Annotated in this window: 13 protein-coding genes; 3 read left to right on the forward strand and 10 right to left on the reverse strand. The window is 68.9% G+C overall.

Annotated elements, in window-relative coordinates; all coding sequences use genetic code 11:
* Positions 1-18: 18 nt before the first annotated feature.
* The 5 genes from G3580_RS15790 to crcB form a co-directional block, all read right to left on the reverse strand.
* Positions 19-750, reverse strand: coding sequence for a M48 family metallopeptidase (locus tag G3580_RS15790; protein ID WP_228720689.1), 732 nt, complete (start codon positions 748-750; stop codon positions 19-21).
* On the reverse strand, positions 747-1,493 hold the full coding sequence (locus tag G3580_RS15795) for a competence/damage-inducible protein A (RefSeq protein ID WP_173767112.1): 747 nt from the start codon (positions 1,491-1,493) through the stop codon (positions 747-749). Before G3580_RS15795 ends, G3580_RS15790 begins: the two co-directional genes overlap by 4 nt.
* Positions 1,494-1,505: 12 nt before the next feature.
* Positions 1,506-2,327, reverse strand: coding sequence for an EI24 domain-containing protein (locus G3580_RS15800; protein ID WP_228720690.1), 822 nt, complete (start codon positions 2,325-2,327; stop codon positions 1,506-1,508).
* Between the two features lie 74 nt (positions 2,328-2,401).
* Positions 2,402-6,364, reverse strand: coding sequence for an ATP-dependent RNA helicase HrpA (gene hrpA / locus G3580_RS15805; protein ID WP_173767114.1), 3,963 nt, complete (start codon positions 6,362-6,364; stop codon positions 2,402-2,404).
* A gap of 49 nt (positions 6,365-6,413) precedes the next feature.
* Positions 6,414-6,800 (reverse strand): fluoride efflux transporter CrcB, encoded by a 387-nt coding sequence (crcB, locus tag G3580_RS15810; RefSeq protein ID WP_173767116.1) that lies wholly within the window; start codon positions 6,798-6,800, stop codon positions 6,414-6,416.
* Positions 6,801-6,923: 123 nt separating this feature from the next.
* On the opposite strand from crcB, the gene G3580_RS15815 reads away from it, so the two are divergent.
* Both G3580_RS15815 and G3580_RS15820 read left to right on the forward strand, forming a co-directional pair.
* The gene (locus G3580_RS15815; RefSeq protein ID WP_173767118.1) at positions 6,924-7,439 is read left to right on the forward strand and encodes a sigma-70 family RNA polymerase sigma factor; all 516 of its coding nucleotides are present in this window, start codon (positions 6,924-6,926) and stop codon (positions 7,437-7,439) included.
* The gene (locus G3580_RS15820) at positions 7,436-8,143 is read left to right on the forward strand and encodes a DUF3379 family protein (RefSeq protein ID WP_173767120.1); all 708 of its coding nucleotides are present in this window, start codon (positions 7,436-7,438) and stop codon (positions 8,141-8,143) included. Before G3580_RS15815 ends, G3580_RS15820 begins: the two co-directional genes overlap by 4 nt.
* Positions 8,144-8,147: 4 nt before the next feature.
* Here G3580_RS15820 and G3580_RS15825 read toward each other — a convergent pair whose 3' ends face one another.
* The 5 genes from G3580_RS15825 to G3580_RS15845 are packed head-to-tail and all read right to left on the reverse strand — an operon-like array spanning position 8,148 to position 17,603.
* The gene (locus G3580_RS15825) at positions 8,148-10,286 is read right to left on the reverse strand and encodes a putative bifunctional diguanylate cyclase/phosphodiesterase (protein WP_173767122.1); all 2,139 of its coding nucleotides are present in this window, start codon (positions 10,284-10,286) and stop codon (positions 8,148-8,150) included.
* Positions 10,283-13,069: a response regulator gene (locus G3580_RS15830; RefSeq protein ID WP_173767124.1), complete on the reverse strand. Its 2,787-nt coding sequence runs from the start codon at positions 13,067-13,069 to the stop codon at positions 10,283-10,285. The genes G3580_RS15825 and G3580_RS15830 overlap by 4 nt, the downstream gene beginning before the upstream one ends.
* Positions 13,066-13,599 carry a YfiR family protein gene (locus G3580_RS15835; protein WP_173767126.1) on the reverse strand — a complete coding sequence of 178 codons (534 nt, stop codon included), beginning with the start codon at positions 13,597-13,599 and terminating at the stop codon, positions 13,066-13,068. The genes G3580_RS15830 and G3580_RS15835 overlap by 4 nt, the downstream gene beginning before the upstream one ends.
* Before the next feature lie 2 nt (positions 13,600-13,601).
* Positions 13,602-15,572: a TonB-dependent receptor plug domain-containing protein gene (locus G3580_RS15840; RefSeq protein ID WP_173767127.1), complete on the reverse strand. Its 1,971-nt coding sequence runs from the start codon at positions 15,570-15,572 to the stop codon at positions 13,602-13,604.
* Between the two features lie 60 nt (positions 15,573-15,632).
* A complete protein-coding gene (locus G3580_RS15845; RefSeq protein ID WP_228720860.1) occupies positions 15,633-17,603 on the reverse strand; it encodes a TonB-dependent receptor plug domain-containing protein in 1,971 nt (656 codons plus the stop codon).
* Between the two features lie 271 nt (positions 17,604-17,874).
* On the opposite strand from G3580_RS15845, the gene G3580_RS15850 reads away from it, so the two are divergent.
* On the forward strand, positions 17,875-19,605 hold the full coding sequence (locus tag G3580_RS15850) for a glutamine--tRNA ligase/YqeY domain fusion protein (protein ID WP_173767131.1): 1,731 nt from the start codon (positions 17,875-17,877) through the stop codon (positions 19,603-19,605).
* Positions 19,606-19,613 lie beyond the last annotated feature (8 nt).

Raw genomic sequence — 19,613 nt, forward strand, 5'->3', positions numbered from 1 at the left:
TTCCTGGGTAATCGCGCCTCAGCCCGGTGACGCCTCGATCAGTTCGGGCAGACTCGGGCCGCAGGCGCGCAGACGGCGGCGCGCACCCTGCGCGCCGGGGTAAATCGATTCGACCACCGCCCAGAAGGCCGGCGAGTGGTTCATGTGCACCAGATGGGCCACCTCGTGGGCGACCACGTAGTCGATCAGGTCGGCAGGCAGATGGATCAACCGCCAGTGCAGGCGGATCGCCCGCTCGCTGCAGCTGCCCCAGCGCGTGCGGGCGCTGGTCAGCCGCACCGGCGGCGGCACCCGACCCAGGCGCGCCGCCTGCGTTTTCACCCGCGTCTCGAAGTCGGTCAGCGCCCGCGCCTTGATCGCCGCCATGGCGGCGCGATGCACCGACTGCCCCGAGATGCACTGCAGCGCCAGCATCGGAGCGCCCTCACCATCGACCCGCCACTGCGCGCGGCCGCGCCCCGTGCTCACCTCGAGCCGGCATGCCTGGTCCAGGAGCGGAAACTCGGCGCCATGGCGCAGCGCGATCTGCTGCGGCTGCGGGCGCGCCGCCCAATCATCGAGGGTCCGGATCACCCAGTCGCGATGATCGGCCAGAAAGGCATCGACGATCCGCTGCGGCGTGCGCAGCGGCACGGCCACCCGCAACCCCGCTTGATCGACGCGCAGGGCCAGGGTCCGGCGGCGGCTGTGCTGCAGGCGGTAATCGATCGGCCGACCCGCCAGCTCGATGCGCCGGGGCTTGCCGCTCACTTGTCTTCCCAGTCGTAGCCCCGCTCGCTGAGCGTCTGGCACAGGCTCGCCATGGCCGCATCCACCTCGGCCTTGCGCCCCTTGACACCCAGCTCCAGGCTACGGCGCCGATCGCCCTCGGCGAAGCTGGGCAGGCTGAACAGGGTCACGTCCGGATACTCGGCACAGATGCGCTCCATGAGGTCGATGAGGCGGCCCTCATAGGCCTCCCAGACGGTCACCGCCCGCTCCACGTAATCCTCCGCATGGTGCAAGGCCGCGTAGTGGGTGTCGAGCGTCCACGCCACCATCGGCCACGCCATCACCGGGAAGCCGGGCACGAAATGGTGCCGTTCGACCGCAAAGCCCGGGATCTGGTTGTACGGATTGGGAATGATGTCGCTGCCTTCGGGATACACCCCCATCTGCAGGCGGTGGTCGGTGATCTCATCGCCGAACTTGGCGCGGATGATCGCCTCGGCTTCCGGATGCAGGCGCAGCGGCCGCGCCAGCGCCGCCGCCGCGCACTGGCGGGTGTGGTCGTCCGGCGTCGCGCCGATGCCGCCGAAGCTGAAGACGATGTCGCCGGTGGCGAGCGTCTCGCGAAGGGTCTGCGTCAGGCGCGCCCGGTCGTCGCCCACATAGCGCACCCACGAGAGCATCAGCCCGCGCTCGCCGAGCAGCTCGATCAGCTTGGCCAGGTGCTTGTCCTGGCGCCGGCCGGAGAGGATTTCATCCCCGATGATGATGGCCCCGAATCCCACGTGACACTCCTCTCAGGCGGGCATCGCCCCGTTCATGGTCGGACCGCCCCGCTCGCGCCGCAGGGCTTCGAGCAGGTAATGCACATAGGCGAGGCCACAGAAGGCCGGCGCGAACAGGTTGAGCACCGGCACGTAGGCCAGCAGCGCACAACCGACGCCGAGGCCGAGCAGGCCCGCGCTGTAGCGCTTGCGCAGGCGCGGCATCTCCTCCCGATCGCCGTGCAGCATCAGAGCATCGTAGCCGAAGGCCTTCTTGTTCATCCAGGCGGTCAGCAGGATCGAGACCACCAGCCCGACCCCGGGAATGAGCCAGAACGGCAGCGACACCACGATGCCGACCAGGAACAGCAGCACCGCGACGACGGCATTGATCGCGCTGCCGGTCACGGTGCCGCCCTTGCGCATCTCCAGATCCGAGTAGCGGGTCACGGCCACCTTTTCGAGCATCATCGGCAAGGCGACGACCGCCACGACGAGCGCCGCGGTGACATACACCATGGGCAGGAACAGCACCGCTAGGGTGATCTTGACGAGGACGAGCACCGCCGCCGCGCCCAGCTCGGAGGTGTTCATGTGCTGGGCGGCCCAGTCCCAGCTGCCGATCCAGCCCATGACGCCATCGACCATCGGTTGCCAGAACACGATGCCGAGCACCAGCCAGACGAGGGCGGCGGCCAGCGAGGGCCAGATCAGATGCCAGAGCACACCCCGTTCGGTGAGGCTCTTCACGGCGCGGGCATAGGCCCGGAGGATGTCCTTCATGACGACGTTGATGACCTTTTCGATGATGGTCGCATGGGCGCGACCGACACGACGGATTGTAGCGCGGCGCACAAGACATCGCCGACCCACGGGACAGACCGCGCCACGCCGGAGCGGTTCCGTCGCGTCGGGCACGGAGGCCCGCGCTAACGCGGCCGCCCGTCCCAGATCTTCTTCAGCCGCTTGACCGACACCGGCATGGGCGTACGCAGCTCCTGCGCGAACAGCCCCACCCGCAACTCCTCGAGCAGCCAGCGGAAATCCTCGAGGAAGGGGTCGTCCACGCCCTGGCGTTTCGCGTCGATCCATTCACGCTCGAAGGCCCGGTGCAGGGCCTGCCAGTCGGCCATGAGCTGGGCGTCCCGGTCGGGGTTGTTGCGCAGCTTGTCGAGCCGCAGGCCGGCGGCCTTGAGGTAGCGCGGGTAGTGGCTGAGGCGCTCGTAGGGCACGACAGTGAGAAAACGCGGCACGATCAGCGCGTCGAGCTGGGCGCGCAGGTCGGCCGCCACCGCCGGATGGGCCTTGAAGCCGGCGAGGCGCTTTTCCAGCGCGGTGCGCTCGGTCAGGATGCCATCGGTCAGGCGCAGCAGCTCCTGCCCCACCAGGGTGATGCGCGGTTTGGCCTCCTGCAGGCGCTGCGCGAAGGCGGCGGCGGTGGTGGGCAGAGGATCGACCACGCAGGTGCGCGCCAGGGTCGCCTGCACGAGCTGATCCTTGAGCTCCTGCTCGCTGCCGAGGGTGGCGTAGCGCAACGCCACGTCGCGCAGGCCGTTCATGCGCCCCAGGGCCTTCACCTGGTCCTTCAGGCACAGCGCGAACAGGCGCGCCAGACCGACGCGGTGCACCCGCTCGGCCTCCTCGGGTGTATCAAAGGGGCGCAGCGACACCGAGTCGCCGTCGTCATGCAGCGCCGGAAAGCCGATCACCTCGCGCTTGCCCACTTTCAGCGAGATCAGTTCCGGCAGCTCGCCGAAGCTCCAGTCGGTCAGGCCGCTGTATTCGGCCACGACGGTCTCGGCCTCGGGCGGCGCGGGCGCGTCCTCCTCGTCCGTGTCAGTCGCCGGCACCACCTCGGCGGAGGCCAGGGCGGCCTCGAAGGCCGCCGCCACCTGCTTGTGAAAACGCCCGCGCAACTCCGCCAGATTGCGCGACTGCGCCATCACCCGGCCGTGCGGATCCATGACCCGGAAGTTCATGAAGCAGTGCGGGTTGAGATTCTCCGGGCGGAAGGATTCGAGCGGCAGCTTGAGCTGCACCCGCTCCTCGACGAACTGCTGGAGCGCCTTGAGCAGGGGCTGCTCGGGCGTCCATTCGCCGGCCTCGACCGCATCGAGAAAGGCCTCGACGCTGTCAGCCATGGGCTGCAGGCGATGGCGGTGCTTTTGCGGCACGGTGCGCAGCAGCGCGGCCACCTTCTCCTCCAGCAGGCCCGGCACCAGCCATTCGCAGCGATGGGCTGGCACCTGGTTGAGCATGGCCAGCGGCACGGTGAGGGTGACGCCGTCGTCCGCCTCGCCCGGGGCGTGCACATAGTCGAGCTTGAGGCGCTGGCCGAACACCGCCAGATGCGCCGGGAAGCGCTCGGTGGTGATGCCCTCGGCCTCATGGCGCATGAGCTGGTCGCGGTCGAGGTAGAGCAGCTTCGGTTCGGCCTGCTCCGCCGACTTCCGCCACGCCTCGAAACTGGCCAGATCGGTCACGTCGGCGGGGATCTTGGCGTCGTAGAAGGCTTCGATCAGGGCCTCGTCCACCAGCACGTCGGGCCGGCGCGCCTTGTGTTCCAGGCGCTCGATCTCCGCCACCAGGCGGCGGTTGTGGCGCAGGAAGGCCATCTGCCTGAGGGCGCCGGCGTCCACCTCGCCGGGCACCAGCCCCTCGCGGATGAACAGGCGGCGGCACTCGGCCGGATCGACGTCGCGGTAGGCCACCGGCCGGCGGGCATAGAGCACCACGCCGTGCAGGGTGCCGCGTTCCCAGGCGCGCACGCTGCCCGTCGCCTTGGACCAGTGCGGATCGAACACATGGCGCTTGATCAGGTGGGCGCCGACCGCTTCGAGCCACTCGGGCTGCACCCGCGCCAGGCAGCGGCCGAACAGGCGCGAGGTGTCCACCAGCTCGGCGCACACGATCCACTTGCCGGCCTTCTTGGCGATGCTCGAGCCCGGATGCGGCCAGAACTTGATGCCGCGCGCGCCATGGTAGGCCCCGGCCGGCTGGCCGGGCGCAGGCTTGTCCTCCTCCGCCTTGCATCCCAGGTGCCCGAGCAGGCCGGTCAGCAGCGCCTTGTGGATGGCGTCGTAGTGGGCGTCGATGGCGTTTTCCTTCCAGCCATGTTCCGCGCACAGCACATGCAGCTGGGCATGGATGTCGCGCCACTCGCGCATGCGCAGCGGCGACAGGAAGTGTGCCTTGCACCATTGGCGCTGCTTGTTGCTGCTCTGGTGGCGCTGCACCTCGTCGAAGGCCTTCCACAGATTCCAGTACCAGAGGAATTCGGACTTCTGGTCCTGCTCGCCGCCACGGAACAGGGCATGCTTCTGGTCGGCGGTGCCGGCCTGGGCCTGCGGCCGGTCGCGCGGATCCTGCACCGACAGCGCCGCCGCGATCACCAGCACCTCGCGCAGGCAGCCGTGGTCCCGCGCGGCCAGGATCATGCGGCCGATCTTGGGGTCGATGGGCAGCCTGGCCAGCTCGCGCCCCAGCTCGGTGAGGCGCTTGTCCTCGTCCATGGCGCCGAGCTCCTGCAGCAGCTGGTAGCCGTCGCCGATGGCCCGGGGCGTGGGGGGATCGATGAAGGGGAAATCGGCCACATCGCCCAGCTCGAGCGCGCCCATGCGCAAGATCACCGCCGCCAGCGAGGCACGCAGGATTTCCGGGTCGGTGTGCGAGGGCCGGCGCTCGAAATCGTCCTCGCCGTACAGACGGATGCAGATGCCGTCGCTGACCCGGCCGCAGCGCCCGGCACGCTGGCGCGCAGCGCTCTGGGCAATGGGCTCGATCTGCAGCTGCTCGACCTTGTTGCGCACCGAATAGCGCTTGATGCGCGCCAGCCCGGTGTCGATCACGTAGCGGATGCCCGGCACCGTGAGCGAGGTTTCGGCCACGTTGGTGGCCAGCACCACCCGCCGGCCCTTGGCGCGGCTGAACACCCGCGATTGCTCCTGCGCCGACTGGCGCGCGAACAGCGGCAGGATCTCGGTGCGGTCCCCCTGCGGCGCCTTGCGCAGGGCCTCGGCGGCCTCGCGGATCTCGCGCTCGCCGGGCAGGAACACGAGGATGTCGCCCGGCCCCTCCCGGTGCGCCTCGTCCACCGCATCCACCAGGCCGGCCCACGCCTCCTGGGCGCGTTTGCTCTTGGTGGTCTCCTCCTCCGGCCGGTAGCGCATCTCGATGGGATACAGGCGCCCGGACACCTCGATGACCGGTGCGGGCTTGCCGGTCGCGTCGGCGAAATGGTGCGCGAAGCGCTCGGCGTCGATGGTGGCCGAGGTGATGATCAGCTTCAGGTCGGGCCGCCTGGGCAGCAGGCGCTTGAGATAGCCGAGCAGGAAATCGATGTTGAGGCTGCGCTCGTGCGCCTCGTCGATGATCAGGGTGTCGTAGGCGTTCAGGTAGCGGTCGCCCTGGGTCTCCGCCAGCAGGATGCCGTCGGTCATCAGCTTGATGTGGCTGGTGGGGCTGAGCCGGTCGGTGAAGCGGATCTTGTAGCCCACCGCCTGACCGATGGGACTGCCCAGCTCCTCGGCGATGCGCTCGGCGGTGGTGCGCGCGGCGATGCGGCGCGGCTGGGTGTGGCCGATCAGCCCACCCACGCCGCGCCCGAGCGCCAGGCACAGCTTGGGCAGCTGGGTGGTCTTGCCGGAGCCGGTCTCGCCGCAGACGATGACCACCTGGTGGGCGCGCAGGGCCGCGGCGATGACCTCGCGCTGGGCGCTGACCGGCAATTCGTCGGGAAACGTCGGGCGTGGCAGCGCGGCCGCCCGCGCCGCGCGGCGCGCGAGCGAGGCCTCGAGGCGCGCGCGCAGCTTGTCCGGCAGGCTGGCAACGTCCGCCGGGCGCGGTTTGAGACGCTTCAGGTCGCGGGACAAACGGTGGCGATCGGCCACCATGCATTGGTCGAGGAGGGCAAACGGATCAGGCACGGACGAACGGACAGGCTCAGGCGCGGACGATGAACTGGAAGGTGAAGATGCCCACGCCGGTCATGAGCAGCGAGCCGCCCAGGTGCACCGAGGCGGTCAGCGCCGCCCAGCCGTACTGGCCGGCACCGATCATGGTCACCACCTCGGCCGAAAAGGTCGAGAATGTGGTCAGCGCGCCGAGGAAGCCGGTCACCGCGAACCAGCGCACCTCCGGCGGCAGCGCCGTCTGGTGGGCGAAGAAGGCCACCGCCAGACCGATCAGGTAGGCCCCGAGCAGGTTGGCCGCGAGGGTGCCGAGGGGCAGCTGAACGAAAACCGGATTGAGCCGCACCCCCAGCCACCACCGAATCCAGGCGCCCAGGGCCGCGCCCAGTCCGACAGCGAGGAATCCGGAGGGATTCATGATGGCAGCCATCCAGTGGGCAAGACCCCGGCATTCTAGCCGTTTGCGCCCCGCGGCGAAAATCGGCTCGCCATGTAAGGTCGCCGCCACGGAGGCGGTCCAAACACTCAGGAGGATTCATTCATGCTCTTGAGCCTTGGCAAACGCAGGGCCTTCGACCAGGTGGTGCGCGCCTACGGCAGCGAGCTGTTCCGCTTCGCCTACTGGCTGTGCGGCGACCGCTTCGTCGCCGAGGACCTGGTCCAGGAAGCGTTTGCGCGCGCCTGGCGCAACTGGGAGCAGCTGCGCGACAAGTCGGCGCCCAAGCCGTGGCTGCTGACGATCCTGCGCAACGAGCACGCCCGCCTCTACGAGCGCAAGCGCCTCGAGATGGTGGACGCGGCCCCCGAGGACCTGGCCATCGCTGCCGAGGACAACCCCCTGGAATTGCTGGAACTGGAACAAGTGATCGACCGCCTGCCCCTGTCGCTACGCGAACCCTTCCTGCTGCAAACGCTGGGCGGCTTTTCCTGCGCGGAGATCGCCGCCCAGCTCGAGACCACGGAAGGCGCGGTCATGGTGCGGCTGACCCGTGCCCGACAGGCCCTGCGCGGCCTGCTCGAGACCGCCACCGGCCAGACCCGACGAGGTGCGCGATGAAACCGGCCCTGTCCTACACCTGCCTCGACCTGCGCCGCGAGAAGCTGGCCGACCCCAAACGCCTGTCCGCGGACGCGCGGGCCCACCTGGCCGAGTGCGGCGCCTGCCGCCAGTTCGCGCATGGCATCGACACCCTGGAGCAGCAGGTGGCCAAGGTGCTGGCTATCCCGGTGCCGGACGGCCTCGCCGACCGGGTGCTGTTGCGCGTCCATCGCAACCAGAAACGCCCCTGGCGGCTGTGGGCGCTGGCGGCTAGCGTCCTGCTGAGCTTCGGCATCGGCACCGTGCAGTGGCAGCCGCGCACGAAGCCGGACTATGCGCGCTTCGCCATCGAGCACGTGATGCATGAGCCGCAGTCCTTTACCGAACACCGGCTCACCGACCCGTCGCGCTTCCGTCTGGTGCTGGCCAACTTCGGCGGCCACCTGCTCGCCCCGATCGGCAAGGTGCGCTACATGCGCCTGTGCCCGGTACCCAACGGCACCGGCTGGCACATCGTGCTCGACACCGAGGTCGGGCCGGTCACGCTGCTGCTCATTCCGGGCAAGGAGATTTCCGGCAAGGCGTTCGAAGCCAAGTTCGCCGGCATGACCGCACGGGCGCTGCCGGGCGGCCAGGGCTACTACGCCATCGTCGCGGAGACGCCACAGATCGTGGACGCGGTGGAAAAGCTCATCGACGCGCGGGTGCGCTGGCGGACCTGAGCGCTCAGCGCGGACGCCGTGCGAGCATGCGCGCCTCGGGCAGCCCCACCGCCAGCACCTTGCCGAACTGGTCCGCCGCCATCGGCCGGGCGAACAGGTAGCCCTGCATCACCGGGCAGCCCTCGGCCTGCAGCACCCGGGCCTGGGCGACCGTCTCGACCCCCTCGGCCACCAGGCCGATGCCGAGGCTGCGGGCCATGCCAATGATGGCGCGCACGATGGCCGGGTCGTCATGGCCGGCATCGCAATCCTGCACGAAGGAACGGTCGATCTTGAGCGTGTTGACCGCGAAGCGCTTGAGGTAGGCCAGCGACGAGTAGCCGGTGCCGAAATCGTCCACCGCCAGCGACAGACCCATGTCGTGCATCTGCACCAGCAGTTCCGCGGTGCTGCGGGTATCGCGCATGAGGGCCGATTCGGTCACTTCGAGTTCGATGAGCGCCGGATCGGTACCGGTCTCGTCCAGTACCGCGCGCACCTGATCGACCAGATCCTGGCGACCGAACTGGCTCGCCGACAGGTTGACCGCCACCGGCACGAGGGCATTGCCCGACGCCCGCCATCGCCCCAGGTCCTCGCAGGCCCGTCTCAGCACCCACTGCCCCAGTTGGTGGATCAGGCCGATCTCCTCGGCCAGGGGGATGAAGGCATCGGGGCCGATCACCCCTTCGTCGGGATGTTCCCAGCGAATCAGGGCCTCGCAACCGACCACCCGGCCGGCATCGGCGTCGACCTTGGGCTGGTAGAGCAGGGTGAACTGTTCCCGATCAATGGCCACGCGCAGCGCGTTTTCCATGGACAGGCGCGCGAAGGCATCGACCTTCATGCGCTCGGTATAGCACTGGATCGCATCGAGCGCATCGCGGCGGCGCAACGCGCCGAGGGCCATCTCCGCCGATTTGAGCAGCGCTTCGGCACTCTCGCCATGCTCCGGGAAGAAGGCCAGTCCGGCACTCAGGGTGAAGGTGAGCGACTGTTCGCCGAGCTTGACCGGCGAGCTGGCGCGGCGCAGCAGTGCCTGCACCTCCGCCTCGACCTGCTCGCGGCCGCGGGTGCCCTCGATGAACAGTCCGAAGTTGTCGGCGCTCAGGCGCGCCATGCGCGGCGCGTCCATGCTCTGCGGCGAGCCGCCATCGGGCCCGATGCTGCCGTAGCCCTGGCCGAGGCGCACCGCCAGCACCTGCAGCACCTGATCGGCGGCATCCTGGCCCAGCGTCTCGTTGATGCGCTTGAAGCGGTCCACATTGATGAGCACCACCGCGCAATGGCCGCCGCGGGAGCTCTCGCGCATCAGCGCCGACTGTAGCGCCTCGCGGAAATGCGCCCGGTTGGGCAGCCCGGTGAGGTCGTCGAAGTAGGCCAGCTGGCGGATGCGCCGCTCCGCGTCCACCCGCTCCGTGATGTCCTGCAAGGTGCCCTGGACGCGGCGCACCGAACCGTCGGCATCGAGAATCGGCACCGCCACCTCCTGGGTGGTGCTGACCATGCCGTCGGGCCGCACGATGCGGTATTCGAGGGTGTAGCGCTGGCCCTTGCGCACCCCCTCGATGGCCTCGTGCAGCTTCGCCCGGTCGGCCGGATAGACGCGCTCGAACAGGGCCGCCATGCGGGTGCCGAAACCGTCCGGACTCTCGCCGAACAGGGCGCAGTAGGTGTCGGAGCGGTGACAGGTATCGCTGCCCGGATCCCATTCCCAGCTGCCGATGCGCGCGATCTGCTGGGCCGAGCGCAGGTTGCGCTCGCTGGCCACCAGTTCGTCGAAGGCGGCCGCGGCGCGCAGCGCATAGCGCACCCGATGACGCAGCAGGGTCCAGTTGATCGGCTTGGAGATGAAGTCGGTGGCGCCGCTGTCGTAGGCCTTCTCGATGGAGGCGGTGTCCTCCAGGCCGGTAAGCATGATGATGGGCTCGAAGGCGCCGCGCTCGCGCAGCCGGCGACAGGTCTCGAAGCCGTCCATGCCCGGCATCATCACATCGAGCAGCACCAGATCCGGACGCTGCCGCGCGTAGGCCTCGAGGCCCGCCTCGCCGTCCGGCGCCTCGTCGACGACGAAGCCGGCCTCTTCGAGCGCCGCGCATGCGAGCATGCGATTGATGTCGTCGTCGTCGATGACCAGCAACCGGACCGGATCGGTCTTCGTCATTCCACTGCCCCCCTGAGCGGGGATGTTACTCGATCCAGCTCGAAACCACTCGATTCCAGTTCATTGGCATACGCCGCGAACGATGCCCGCATGGCTTCGACCGCCTGCCCGGCGGACGCCGGCATGCCCTGGCGCAACTCGGCGTCGAGCTCGCGCGCCTGGGCCGCCAGCCGCGCCGCCCCCACGGCCGCGGCCGCCGACTTGACCTTGTGGGCGATGCGCTGGGCCTGCTCCGCCTGCCCCTCCGCCGTCGCCGCGACCAGGGCGTCCAGCTGCGCCGTCGTCTCCTTGACGAAGAGCTTGACCAGCCGCCCGAGCAGCGGCGCCTCGCGGTTGCCGTTCACCCCCGGCACGCCGAGCAGCACGGCCATGTCGAGCACCGGCGCCTCCGGCTCGGGCGCGTCCGACACACCGCCCCCGGGCGCGGGGGTCGGCAGCGCGGGCGCCTCCTCGGTGATCACGTTGCTGACCCAGCGTGCCAGCACGCCGCGCAAGCGTTCACCGGTGACCGGTTTGGTCAGATAGTCGTCCATGCCGGCTCCAAGGGCAGCGTTGCGGTCGTCGCCCAGGGCGTTGGCGGTGAGGGCGATCACGGGCACCCGCTCATGGCCGCTCTCGCGTTCGATGGCGCGAATCTGCCGGGTCGCCTCGATGCCGTCCAGCTCCGGCATCTGGATGTCCATGAGCACCAGGTCGAAGGCCCCGCTGCCGTAGGCCGCCACGGCTTCACGGCCATTGTTGGCCACGGTCACGCGGCATCCGCACTCGCCCAGCAGCGCACACACGATCTCGGCATTGACCGGATGGTCCTCGGCGACCAGCACTCGCGCATCGGTGCGCAGCAGGGCGGCCGGCGCATGACGGGCGAAGCCCGCAGCCAGCGCCTTGCCCGTCAGCGCCGCGGCCAGCTCCGCCGCCAGCACCGGCTTGGGCAGGCACAACTGCGCGCCCGACTGGCGGGCGTCCGACTCGTCGCTGGGCGAACGCAGGCGGGTCAGTGCCACGAGTCGCGGCGCGACCGGCAACAGCGACGAGACCCGGGCGTGACCGATCTCGCCTGACAAGGCCCCATCGACAAAGCACACGTCGAACGTCGCGCCCCCTTCCACCGCGGCGAGCACCTCGGACACCTCCGCATAGGTGTTCACCTCGGCGCCCATCGCCCGGATCTGCGCCCCCAGCGCCGCGCGCTGCACCGGGTGTCCCCCAACCACGGCGGCGGCCAGATCACTCACCTGGGCGCTCCGCGCCGGCTTGCTCAGGCCGGCGTCGATGGCGAAACTGAAGCAGGCCCCCTGCCCGGCCTCGCTCTTCACCCGCAACTCGCCCCCCATGAGCTGGACGAGCTGGCGCGAAATGGCCAGGCCGAGGCCCGAGCCGCCGTAGCGCCGCGCCATGGAACTGTCGGCCTGGGAAAACGCCTGGAACAGTCGCGGCATCATGTCGGCGGGAATACCGATGCCGGAGTCCTCGACCCGGACCTCGAGCCGCACCGACTCGCCCTCGCAGCGGGCGTCGATGGCGACCAGAATGTGGCCGGCGGCGGTGAATTTCACCGCGTTGGAGACCAGGTTGTTGAGGACCTGGCGGAACCGGTGGCTGTCTGCACTGACCAGCGCCGGCACGTCCGGAGCGACCTGGAGCACCAGTTCGACGCCCTTCTGCTGCGCCCGCTCGGCAAACAGCAGGGCCACGTCCTCGACCGCGCGGGCGGGCGAGAAGTCCACCGGATCGAGCTCGAGCTTGCCGGCCTCGATCTTGGAGACGTCGAGCACGTCGTTGATCAGGTACAGCAAGGACTCGGCCGACCCGTGCAGGGTGTCGATCATGCGCGCCTGACGCTCGTTCACGGGCGTGTTGCGCAACAACTCGATCATGCCCAGGACGCCGTTCATGGGCGTGCGGATCTCGTGGCTCATGTTGGCCAGGAACAGGCTCTTGGCGCGGCTGGCCGCCTGCGCCTGATCGCGCGCCTGATCGGCCTCCTCCTTGGCGGCGGACAATTCCTCGGTGCGATGGGCGACCTCGATCTCGAGGCGGTCGCGATGGGCCGCCAGGGCCGAGTCCCGCGCCTCGATCTCGCTCAGCATGCTGTTGACCCCGTCGATCAGATCACCCACTTCGTCGCGCGGGCCGACCGGCGCGCGCAGGTCGTAGCGCCCCTGGTTGCGCACGTTGCGCACCATGGCCGCGAGGCTGAGGATCGGGCGCACGATGGAATGCTCGGCTCGCCGCACCAGCAATGTCGCGGCCAGGCCGCCGACCACGAGGCCGGCACAGGCGAGCAGGATCCATTCGACCAGCTCGCTGATGGTGCCGGCCAGGGAGATGTCGAGCACCAGGTAGCCGAGGCGTTCTCCATCATGGAGCACCGGCCACGACTGGGTGTAGCGCGGGAAATCCCATTGTCCGTCGGTCCGCGCGCGCATCTTCGCCAACTCGACATAGCGCGGCGAGCGCTTGGGCAGATCCGCCGGATAGGTGGCGAACACCTCGCCGTCGTTGCGCAGCAGCATGGCGGCGCGAATCGCCTCGACATGACGCAGGGAGCCGAGCAGGCGCTCGGCGCTGGCCACATCCTCGAAGCGCATCGGCGCCGAACCGTTCTCGATGACCAGGTCGGCGTAGATGTTGGCCTGCGCCCGCACGCGCCCGAACTCCTGGCGGAATTCGCTCGCGACCACGGTCAGGAAGCTGACCGCCAGCGCCACCGCGATGCCGGCCAGCACGATGGCCCAGAGCTTGTCGCCGAGCGAACGGTCGCGGAAGCTCAGGCGGCTCACGGTCCGTCCTCCCCGACCAGCCTGCGCGCCAGCTTCAGCAGCTGGGCGCTGAGCTTGAGACCGTCATGCTCGAGCGTCCCCCGGTTGATGTCGAAGCGCACCCGGTCGTCCTCGGTGACGAACCCGATCGCCCCGCCGGCCTCGACGAAGCCGTCGATGTCGCTGACCGTCAGCACCGGCGCGCCATCCAGGTCGCGCAGGGTGGCATTCAGACGCCGCTGTTCGGAGGCCGCCAGGAACAGGACCTGGCAATCCCGCGCACGCTCGGCCGATTCCGGATAGCGGATGCGCACTGCGCGCCCCTGCGCCAGGCGGGACTCGAGACCGGCCAGATGGGTGCCGAAGGGATCGCGGCCGAGCACGCAGATGTCGATGGGCGCCCCGGGCGGCAGCGCCGCCTCAGGCCAGGTCGCATAGCGGGCGAAGTTGAGCAGGAACACCGCCTTGAGCTGGTACTCGGTCGGGGCGGCCAGGGCCGGCACGACACAGGAGAGCAGCAGCAGGAAGGAGGCAAGCAGACGCGCGAACATGCTCAGAACCGCCAGCGCCCCGTCAACACGCACCGCCGCCCCTGATAGGCGTAGGGCGAGGGAAACTGATCCGAATTGAACTCGGTGTGATGGTCGTCGAACAGGTCGTCGACCGTCAGCTCCCACTCGAAATATCGATTCCAGGGATGGGAATAGCGCAGGTCCACCACCGTGTAGCTGCCCACCCGTTCCGCGCCGGGCGCCTTGAGCGCGCCGGAATGGCGCACCGTGACGTCCATCTCGCGGCGCGCCGGGAGATCGAAGCGCGCCTGCAGGGTGAACCAGTGGTCGGCATTGCGTGAGGCACGCTGGGCGTCGGCCTCGTCATGCACCGGGCGGCCGGTCCGGTCGTAGTCGGTACGCATGAGCGTCAAGGCCGCCAGCAGGCGCATCCGATCGCTGACCCGGGCATCGGCGGACAACTCGAGCCCTTCCACGACGGCCGCACTGCCGTTGTCGCGGACGATGTACTGATTCGGAAACGCCAAGGGGCCGAGGTCCGATCCGATCAGGTTGTCGTAGCGGTGGCGAAACACCACCGCCTCGGTGCTGCCGATATCCCACTGGCGCCGGTAGCCGAGCTCCACCGCACGCAGATGCTCGGCCTTGAGATCGGGGTTGCGCTGCCCCACGATCGTGACCACGACCGGCGGGAACGGCAGCGTCCGGGTGCCGTAGACAAGGTTGGCATAGCGTTCGCCGATCGAAGGGGTGCGTACCGCGCGCGATCCGTGCACCCAGACGCTGTCCCGGTCGGTCGGCGTCCACAGCAGGCGGGCGCTGGGCTGCCACTCGGGCACACTGGCGTTGCGCGCTTCGAAACGCGCGCCCAGGCTCAGCCGCCAGCGTCTCGGCACGAGGGCGATCTCGTCCTGCACGAACGCGCTGAACGTCTTGAGCTGAGTGACGTCCGGAGCGAAGCTGATGATGTTCGAACGGGAGTCGGTATCCACATGCTGGTAGCGCACGCCCGCGCCCCAGATCCACTCATGCCGCTTGCCGGCATTCACCCGATGCTGGAAATCCAGATCGCCGGTGCTCACCGTTGCCGAAGCGATGGGGTCGAAGATCATCTTCACGTAGTCGACATAGCCCCGCAGGGTCGCCTCGCCGCCGAGCCAGTGACCGCGACGTTCGCCGGAGAGGAAAGCCCCCTCGTAGTCGAAGGTGGCATCCAGCGCGCCGGGCGCGGGCAGGTCCACGGTCTCGGGGCTGCGCTGGCGGAAGGCCTCGCCACTGACGCGCCACTGGTTCCGTTGTGCGGAATCAAGACGAAAGCCGGCACGCCAGCCGGTCTGCTCGTCGCCCAGGCTGTGTCCCCGCGCATCCTCGAACGGCGCGCGATTGACGCTGAGGGCGAAAACGCGTCCCGAGGCCGACTCCCCCCAGCGGAAGCCCTGACGGACGGCGGCCTCCGGCCGCCCCGACTGATCGACGGACAGACGCACGAGCGCCTCCGGCGTCTCGGAGGCGCGACGGGTCACGATGTTGATGACCCCATTGACCGCGTTGGCGCCCCACAGCGAGGCGCCCGGCCCACGCACGACTTCGATGCGCGCCACATCCTCCAGCATCAGGTTCTGGAATTCCCAGATCACCCCCGAAAACAGCGGTGAATAGACGCTGCGGCCGTCGATCTGCACCAGCAGCCGCGACGCGAACCGGCTGTTGAGACCACGGACGCTCACCGCCCATCGCCCCGCGCCAATGCGCGCCACCTGCACGCCCGGCACGAGCCGGAGCACCTCGGGTATCGATCGGGCGCCGCTGCGGCGGATGTCCTCGGCGGTGAGCACGGTCACCGCCGCCGGCGTATCGGCGAGCCGCTGGGCCTTGCGCGACACCGAGACGACCTCCAGCGAGGAGAGCTGCTCCAGGCTCAGGTCGAGCAGTTCCGCTGCGCCCGCCGGGCGGGCGGCCACCATCGCCAGCACCCACCCGAGGGGCCGGAGTCGTCCAATCAGGCGTGCCATGCATGTCATCCGTCGCTCATCCTCCTGTTCTGTTCCAGCCGTCGTCGGGGCCACCGCCCATCAGTCGAGCGCCCACTGCACCGACACGAAGGCGCTGCGCCCGATCTCGCGGGTCGGACTCGGCATGTAGATGCGCCCGAATTCGGCATGACGCTCGTGCAGCAGGTTGCGCCCGGTCAGCGACACCGTGACCGCCTGCGACAGCCGCACCGCGTACTGCAGGTCGAGCTCGGTGTAGGCATCCACACCGCGGGTGTCCGACCCCTGTACCTCGCGATTCTTCAGCTCGCCCACATGGCGCACGATGGCATCGAGCACATGGCCGGAACTCGGCTTCCAGGTCACGTGCAGGCTGGCCTGGCGGGTCGGGACACGCTCGACGAACAGGCGCGCGGCCGAATCGGTGAGCTCGTCGCCGGTGCTCTCCACATGGGTGCCCAGATAGCTCATCGCGAGCCGGGCGCGCCAGCGCGTGCTCGGCTGCCAGTCGAGCCCGGCCTCGACCCCGTTGACCCGGGCGTGGCCATCGAAGGCCAGCGGCCGCTCGAGGGTGATCCAGCTCGCGGGCACGATGGTCGACTCGCGGCCCAGGGTGCGCATGTTGCGGTAGCGCATCTCGAAGGCCGTCAGCTCCACGTGGAAGGTGTCGGTCGGCTGGCCGCGATAGCCCAGCTCGTAGGAGCGCATGCGCTCGGCGGCAATGTCCTGCGGCGGCGTGATGCGCAGCAGGATGTTGCCCGGCGGCAGGGTCTGGAAGGCGTAGCTCACGTCATACTCGACCCGCGCCGGCGTGCGCGAGGCCTCGGACACCGCCCCCCACAGCATGTGACGTGGCGCCAGATTCCACGCCATGCGCAGGTTGGGCTGCCACTCGTTGCCGGTCCAGGTGTGGTGCTCGTACTTGAGCCCGGCGGTCAGGGTCAGGGTCTTGGGAATCAGCGCGAAGTCATCGTGGATGAAGGCGCTGACCAGCCCGAACTCGCGCACCGCCTGGCCGATGGTGAAGTAGTCGCTGCCGACCACCTCCTGGCGGTGATAGCGAACGCTGCTGCCCACCGTGAGGTCGTGGCGGCCGAAGTCGAAGCGGTACTGACCGTCCACGTCGACGCTGGTGCGGTTCTCGGTGAGCATGTCGCCGACCGCCGTGTCGTGGTAGTCGACGCTGCCCTGCAAGGACCACTCCCGGCCCTCGTCCACCACCCGGTTCAGGTGCGCGGTGACCGAGGCCCCCCGGTCGGCCTGGGTGAGGCGAACCGAGCGCAGATCGGGAGAGGAGGCCAGATCCGGCACGAGCCACAGGTCCTCGCTGCGGTTGGAGAACACGTCGGCGTTCACGCCGAGTTCGCCGAGGCCGTCGATGAACCGCTCCATGCGCAGCGCGAGGCGATGGGTGTGCCAGCTGTCACGGCCGTCACTGCCGTCGGTCAGCTCCGATGAAGTCCGGGCGCGCCCCTGGTAGCTGATCCGGTAGTGGCCGCCTTCCAGGGCGCCGCCCTGGCGCAGGTAGGCCAGCGCCTGGTCTTCGGTGCCGACGGTCAGGCGCGCCTCGGTGCCCTGCGTCGCCCGCGCCCACTTGGTGATGATGTTGACGATGCCATTGACCGCGTTGGCCCCCCAGATCGAGGCGCCGGGCCCGCGGATCACCTCGATCCGGTCCACCTCGTCGAGGGGAATGTCGAGCGCCTCCCAGAAGGTGCCGGAGAACAGCGGCGAATACACCGTGCGCCCGTCGACCATCACCAGCAGACGGTTGGCGAAACGGCCGTTGAAGCCGCGCACCGACACCGCCCAGCGGTTGTTGCCGATGGCCGCCACCTGCACGCCGGGCACCAGACGCAGCGCGTCGGGCAGCGTGGTCACGCCCATGCGCGCGATGTCCTCAGCGCTGACCACATGCACCGCGGCGGCCACGTCGCCGATCTCCTGGCGCTTGCGCGCCACGGTGATGACTTCCTGGGTGACCAGCTCGCCGAGGGAGAAATCGAGGGGGTCCGGCTCGGCGGCGAACGCCGGCGCGGCGGACACCACCATCAGCAGCAACGCGGCCCTGCGGACGCGCAGCGTGAACGGATGGCAACGACATGCGGTATGCGCGCACCGGTCACGATGCCGGCGCGTCGAGGACGGACTCATATGCTTATGTCCAGAAGTGTGGGGCCCGGAAATGATATCGGCACATGATGACGCCCCTTTAGACACGATGTCACCCACACCACCAAGACTGTCGCCACCCGTTTCCGGAACGCGGCATCCGGCCCCGCATCCGCTACAATTCCGCCTTTGTCCCCGTTCGCATCGAGTCATGTCCTCCGCCATCACCCCCGAAACCGCTCCCAGCAGCCAGAATTTCATCCGCGCCGCCGTCGAGGCGGACCAGCGTGCCGGAAAATGGGGCGGCCGGGTCGAGACCCGCTTCCCGCCGGAACCGAACGGTTACCTGCACTACGGCCATGCCAAGTCCATCTGCCTGAACTTCGGCCTCGCCCAGGCCTACGGCGGTGTGTGTCACCTGCGCTTCGACGACACCAACCCGACCAAGGAAGAGCAGGAGTACGTGGACGCCATCGTCGAATCGGTGCGCTGGCTCGGCTTCGACTGGGGCGAGCACCAGTACTTCGCCTCGGACTATTTCCCCAGGATGGCCGCGTTCGCCGAGTACCTCATCAGCGCCGGCAAGGCCTACGTGGACTCCCTGTCGGCCGAACAGATGCGCGAATATCGCGGCACGCTCACCGAGCCCGGGCGCAACAGCCCGTACCGGGATCGCACGGTCGCCGAGAACCTCGAGCTGTTCAACCGCATGAAGGCGGGCGAATTTCCCGACGGCACCCACATCCTGCGCGCCAGGATCGACATGGCCTCGCCCAACATCAACATGCGCGACCCGGCCATCTACCGCATCCGCCACGCCAGCCACCACCGCACCGGCGACACCTGGTGCGTGTATCCGATGTACACCTTCGCCCACCCCATCGAGGACGCGATCGAGCACATCACCCACTCCCTGTGCACCCTCGAATTCGAGGATCAGCGCCCGTTCTACGAGTGGCTGCTCGAGCAGCTGGCCGAGGGCGGCTTCTTCGAGCGCCCGCTGCCGCAGCAGATCGAGTTCGCGCGCCTCAACCTCACCTATGTGGTGCTCTCCAAGCGCAAGCTGATCGATCTGGTCGAAGGCGGCCACGTGGACGGCTGGGACGACCCGCGCATGCCGACCTTGATCGGCGCCCGTCGGCGCGGCTTCACCCCCGAGGGTTTCCGCAACTTCGCCGAGCGCGTGGGCATCTCCAAGTCCAACAGCTGGATCGACATGAGCGTGCTCGAAGAATGCATGCGCGAGCACCTCAACGACACCGCCGAACGTCGCGTCGCCGTGCTCGACCCGGTCAAGCTCATCGTCACCAACTACCCGGAAGGCCAGAGCGAAGAGTGCAACGCACCCAACCATCCGCTCAAGCCGGAACTGGGCACCCGCACCATGCCTTTCGGCCGCGAGCTGTGGATCGAGCGCGAAGACTTCATGGAAGTGCCGGTCAAGGGCTTCCGCCGCCTGTTCCCGGGCAATCGGGTGCGCCTGCGCTACGGCTTCGTCGTCGAATGCACCGGCTGCGAGAAGGACGCCGACGGCAACGTCACCGCGGTGCTGTGCGAATACTTCCCCGACTCCAAGTCCGGCACCCCGGGTGCCGACAACTACAAGGTGAAGGGCAACCTGCACTGGGTGAGCGTCGCCCATGGGGTCGAGGCCGAAGTGCGGCTCTACGACCGCCTGTTCGCACATCCGCACCCGGGACAGCGCCGCGAGGGCGATGCCGAAGGCCTGGAGCGCGACTATCTGGACGATCTCAACCCGGACAGCAAACGCCTCATTCGGGCCCGCCTGGAGCCGTCCCTGGCGCACGTCGCCCCCGAGTCGCGCTTCCAGTTCGAGCGCCACGGCTACTTCGTGGCCGACCGCTTCGAGCACCGCGAAGGCAGCCCCGTGTTCAATCGCACAGTCACTTTGAAGGATTCGTGGAAGAATCCGGGTTCCTGATCGCGCCA

The organism is Nitrogeniibacter mangrovi, from assembly GCF_010983895.1.
Taxonomy (GTDB): domain Bacteria; phylum Pseudomonadota; class Gammaproteobacteria; order Burkholderiales; family Rhodocyclaceae; genus Nitrogeniibacter; species Nitrogeniibacter mangrovi.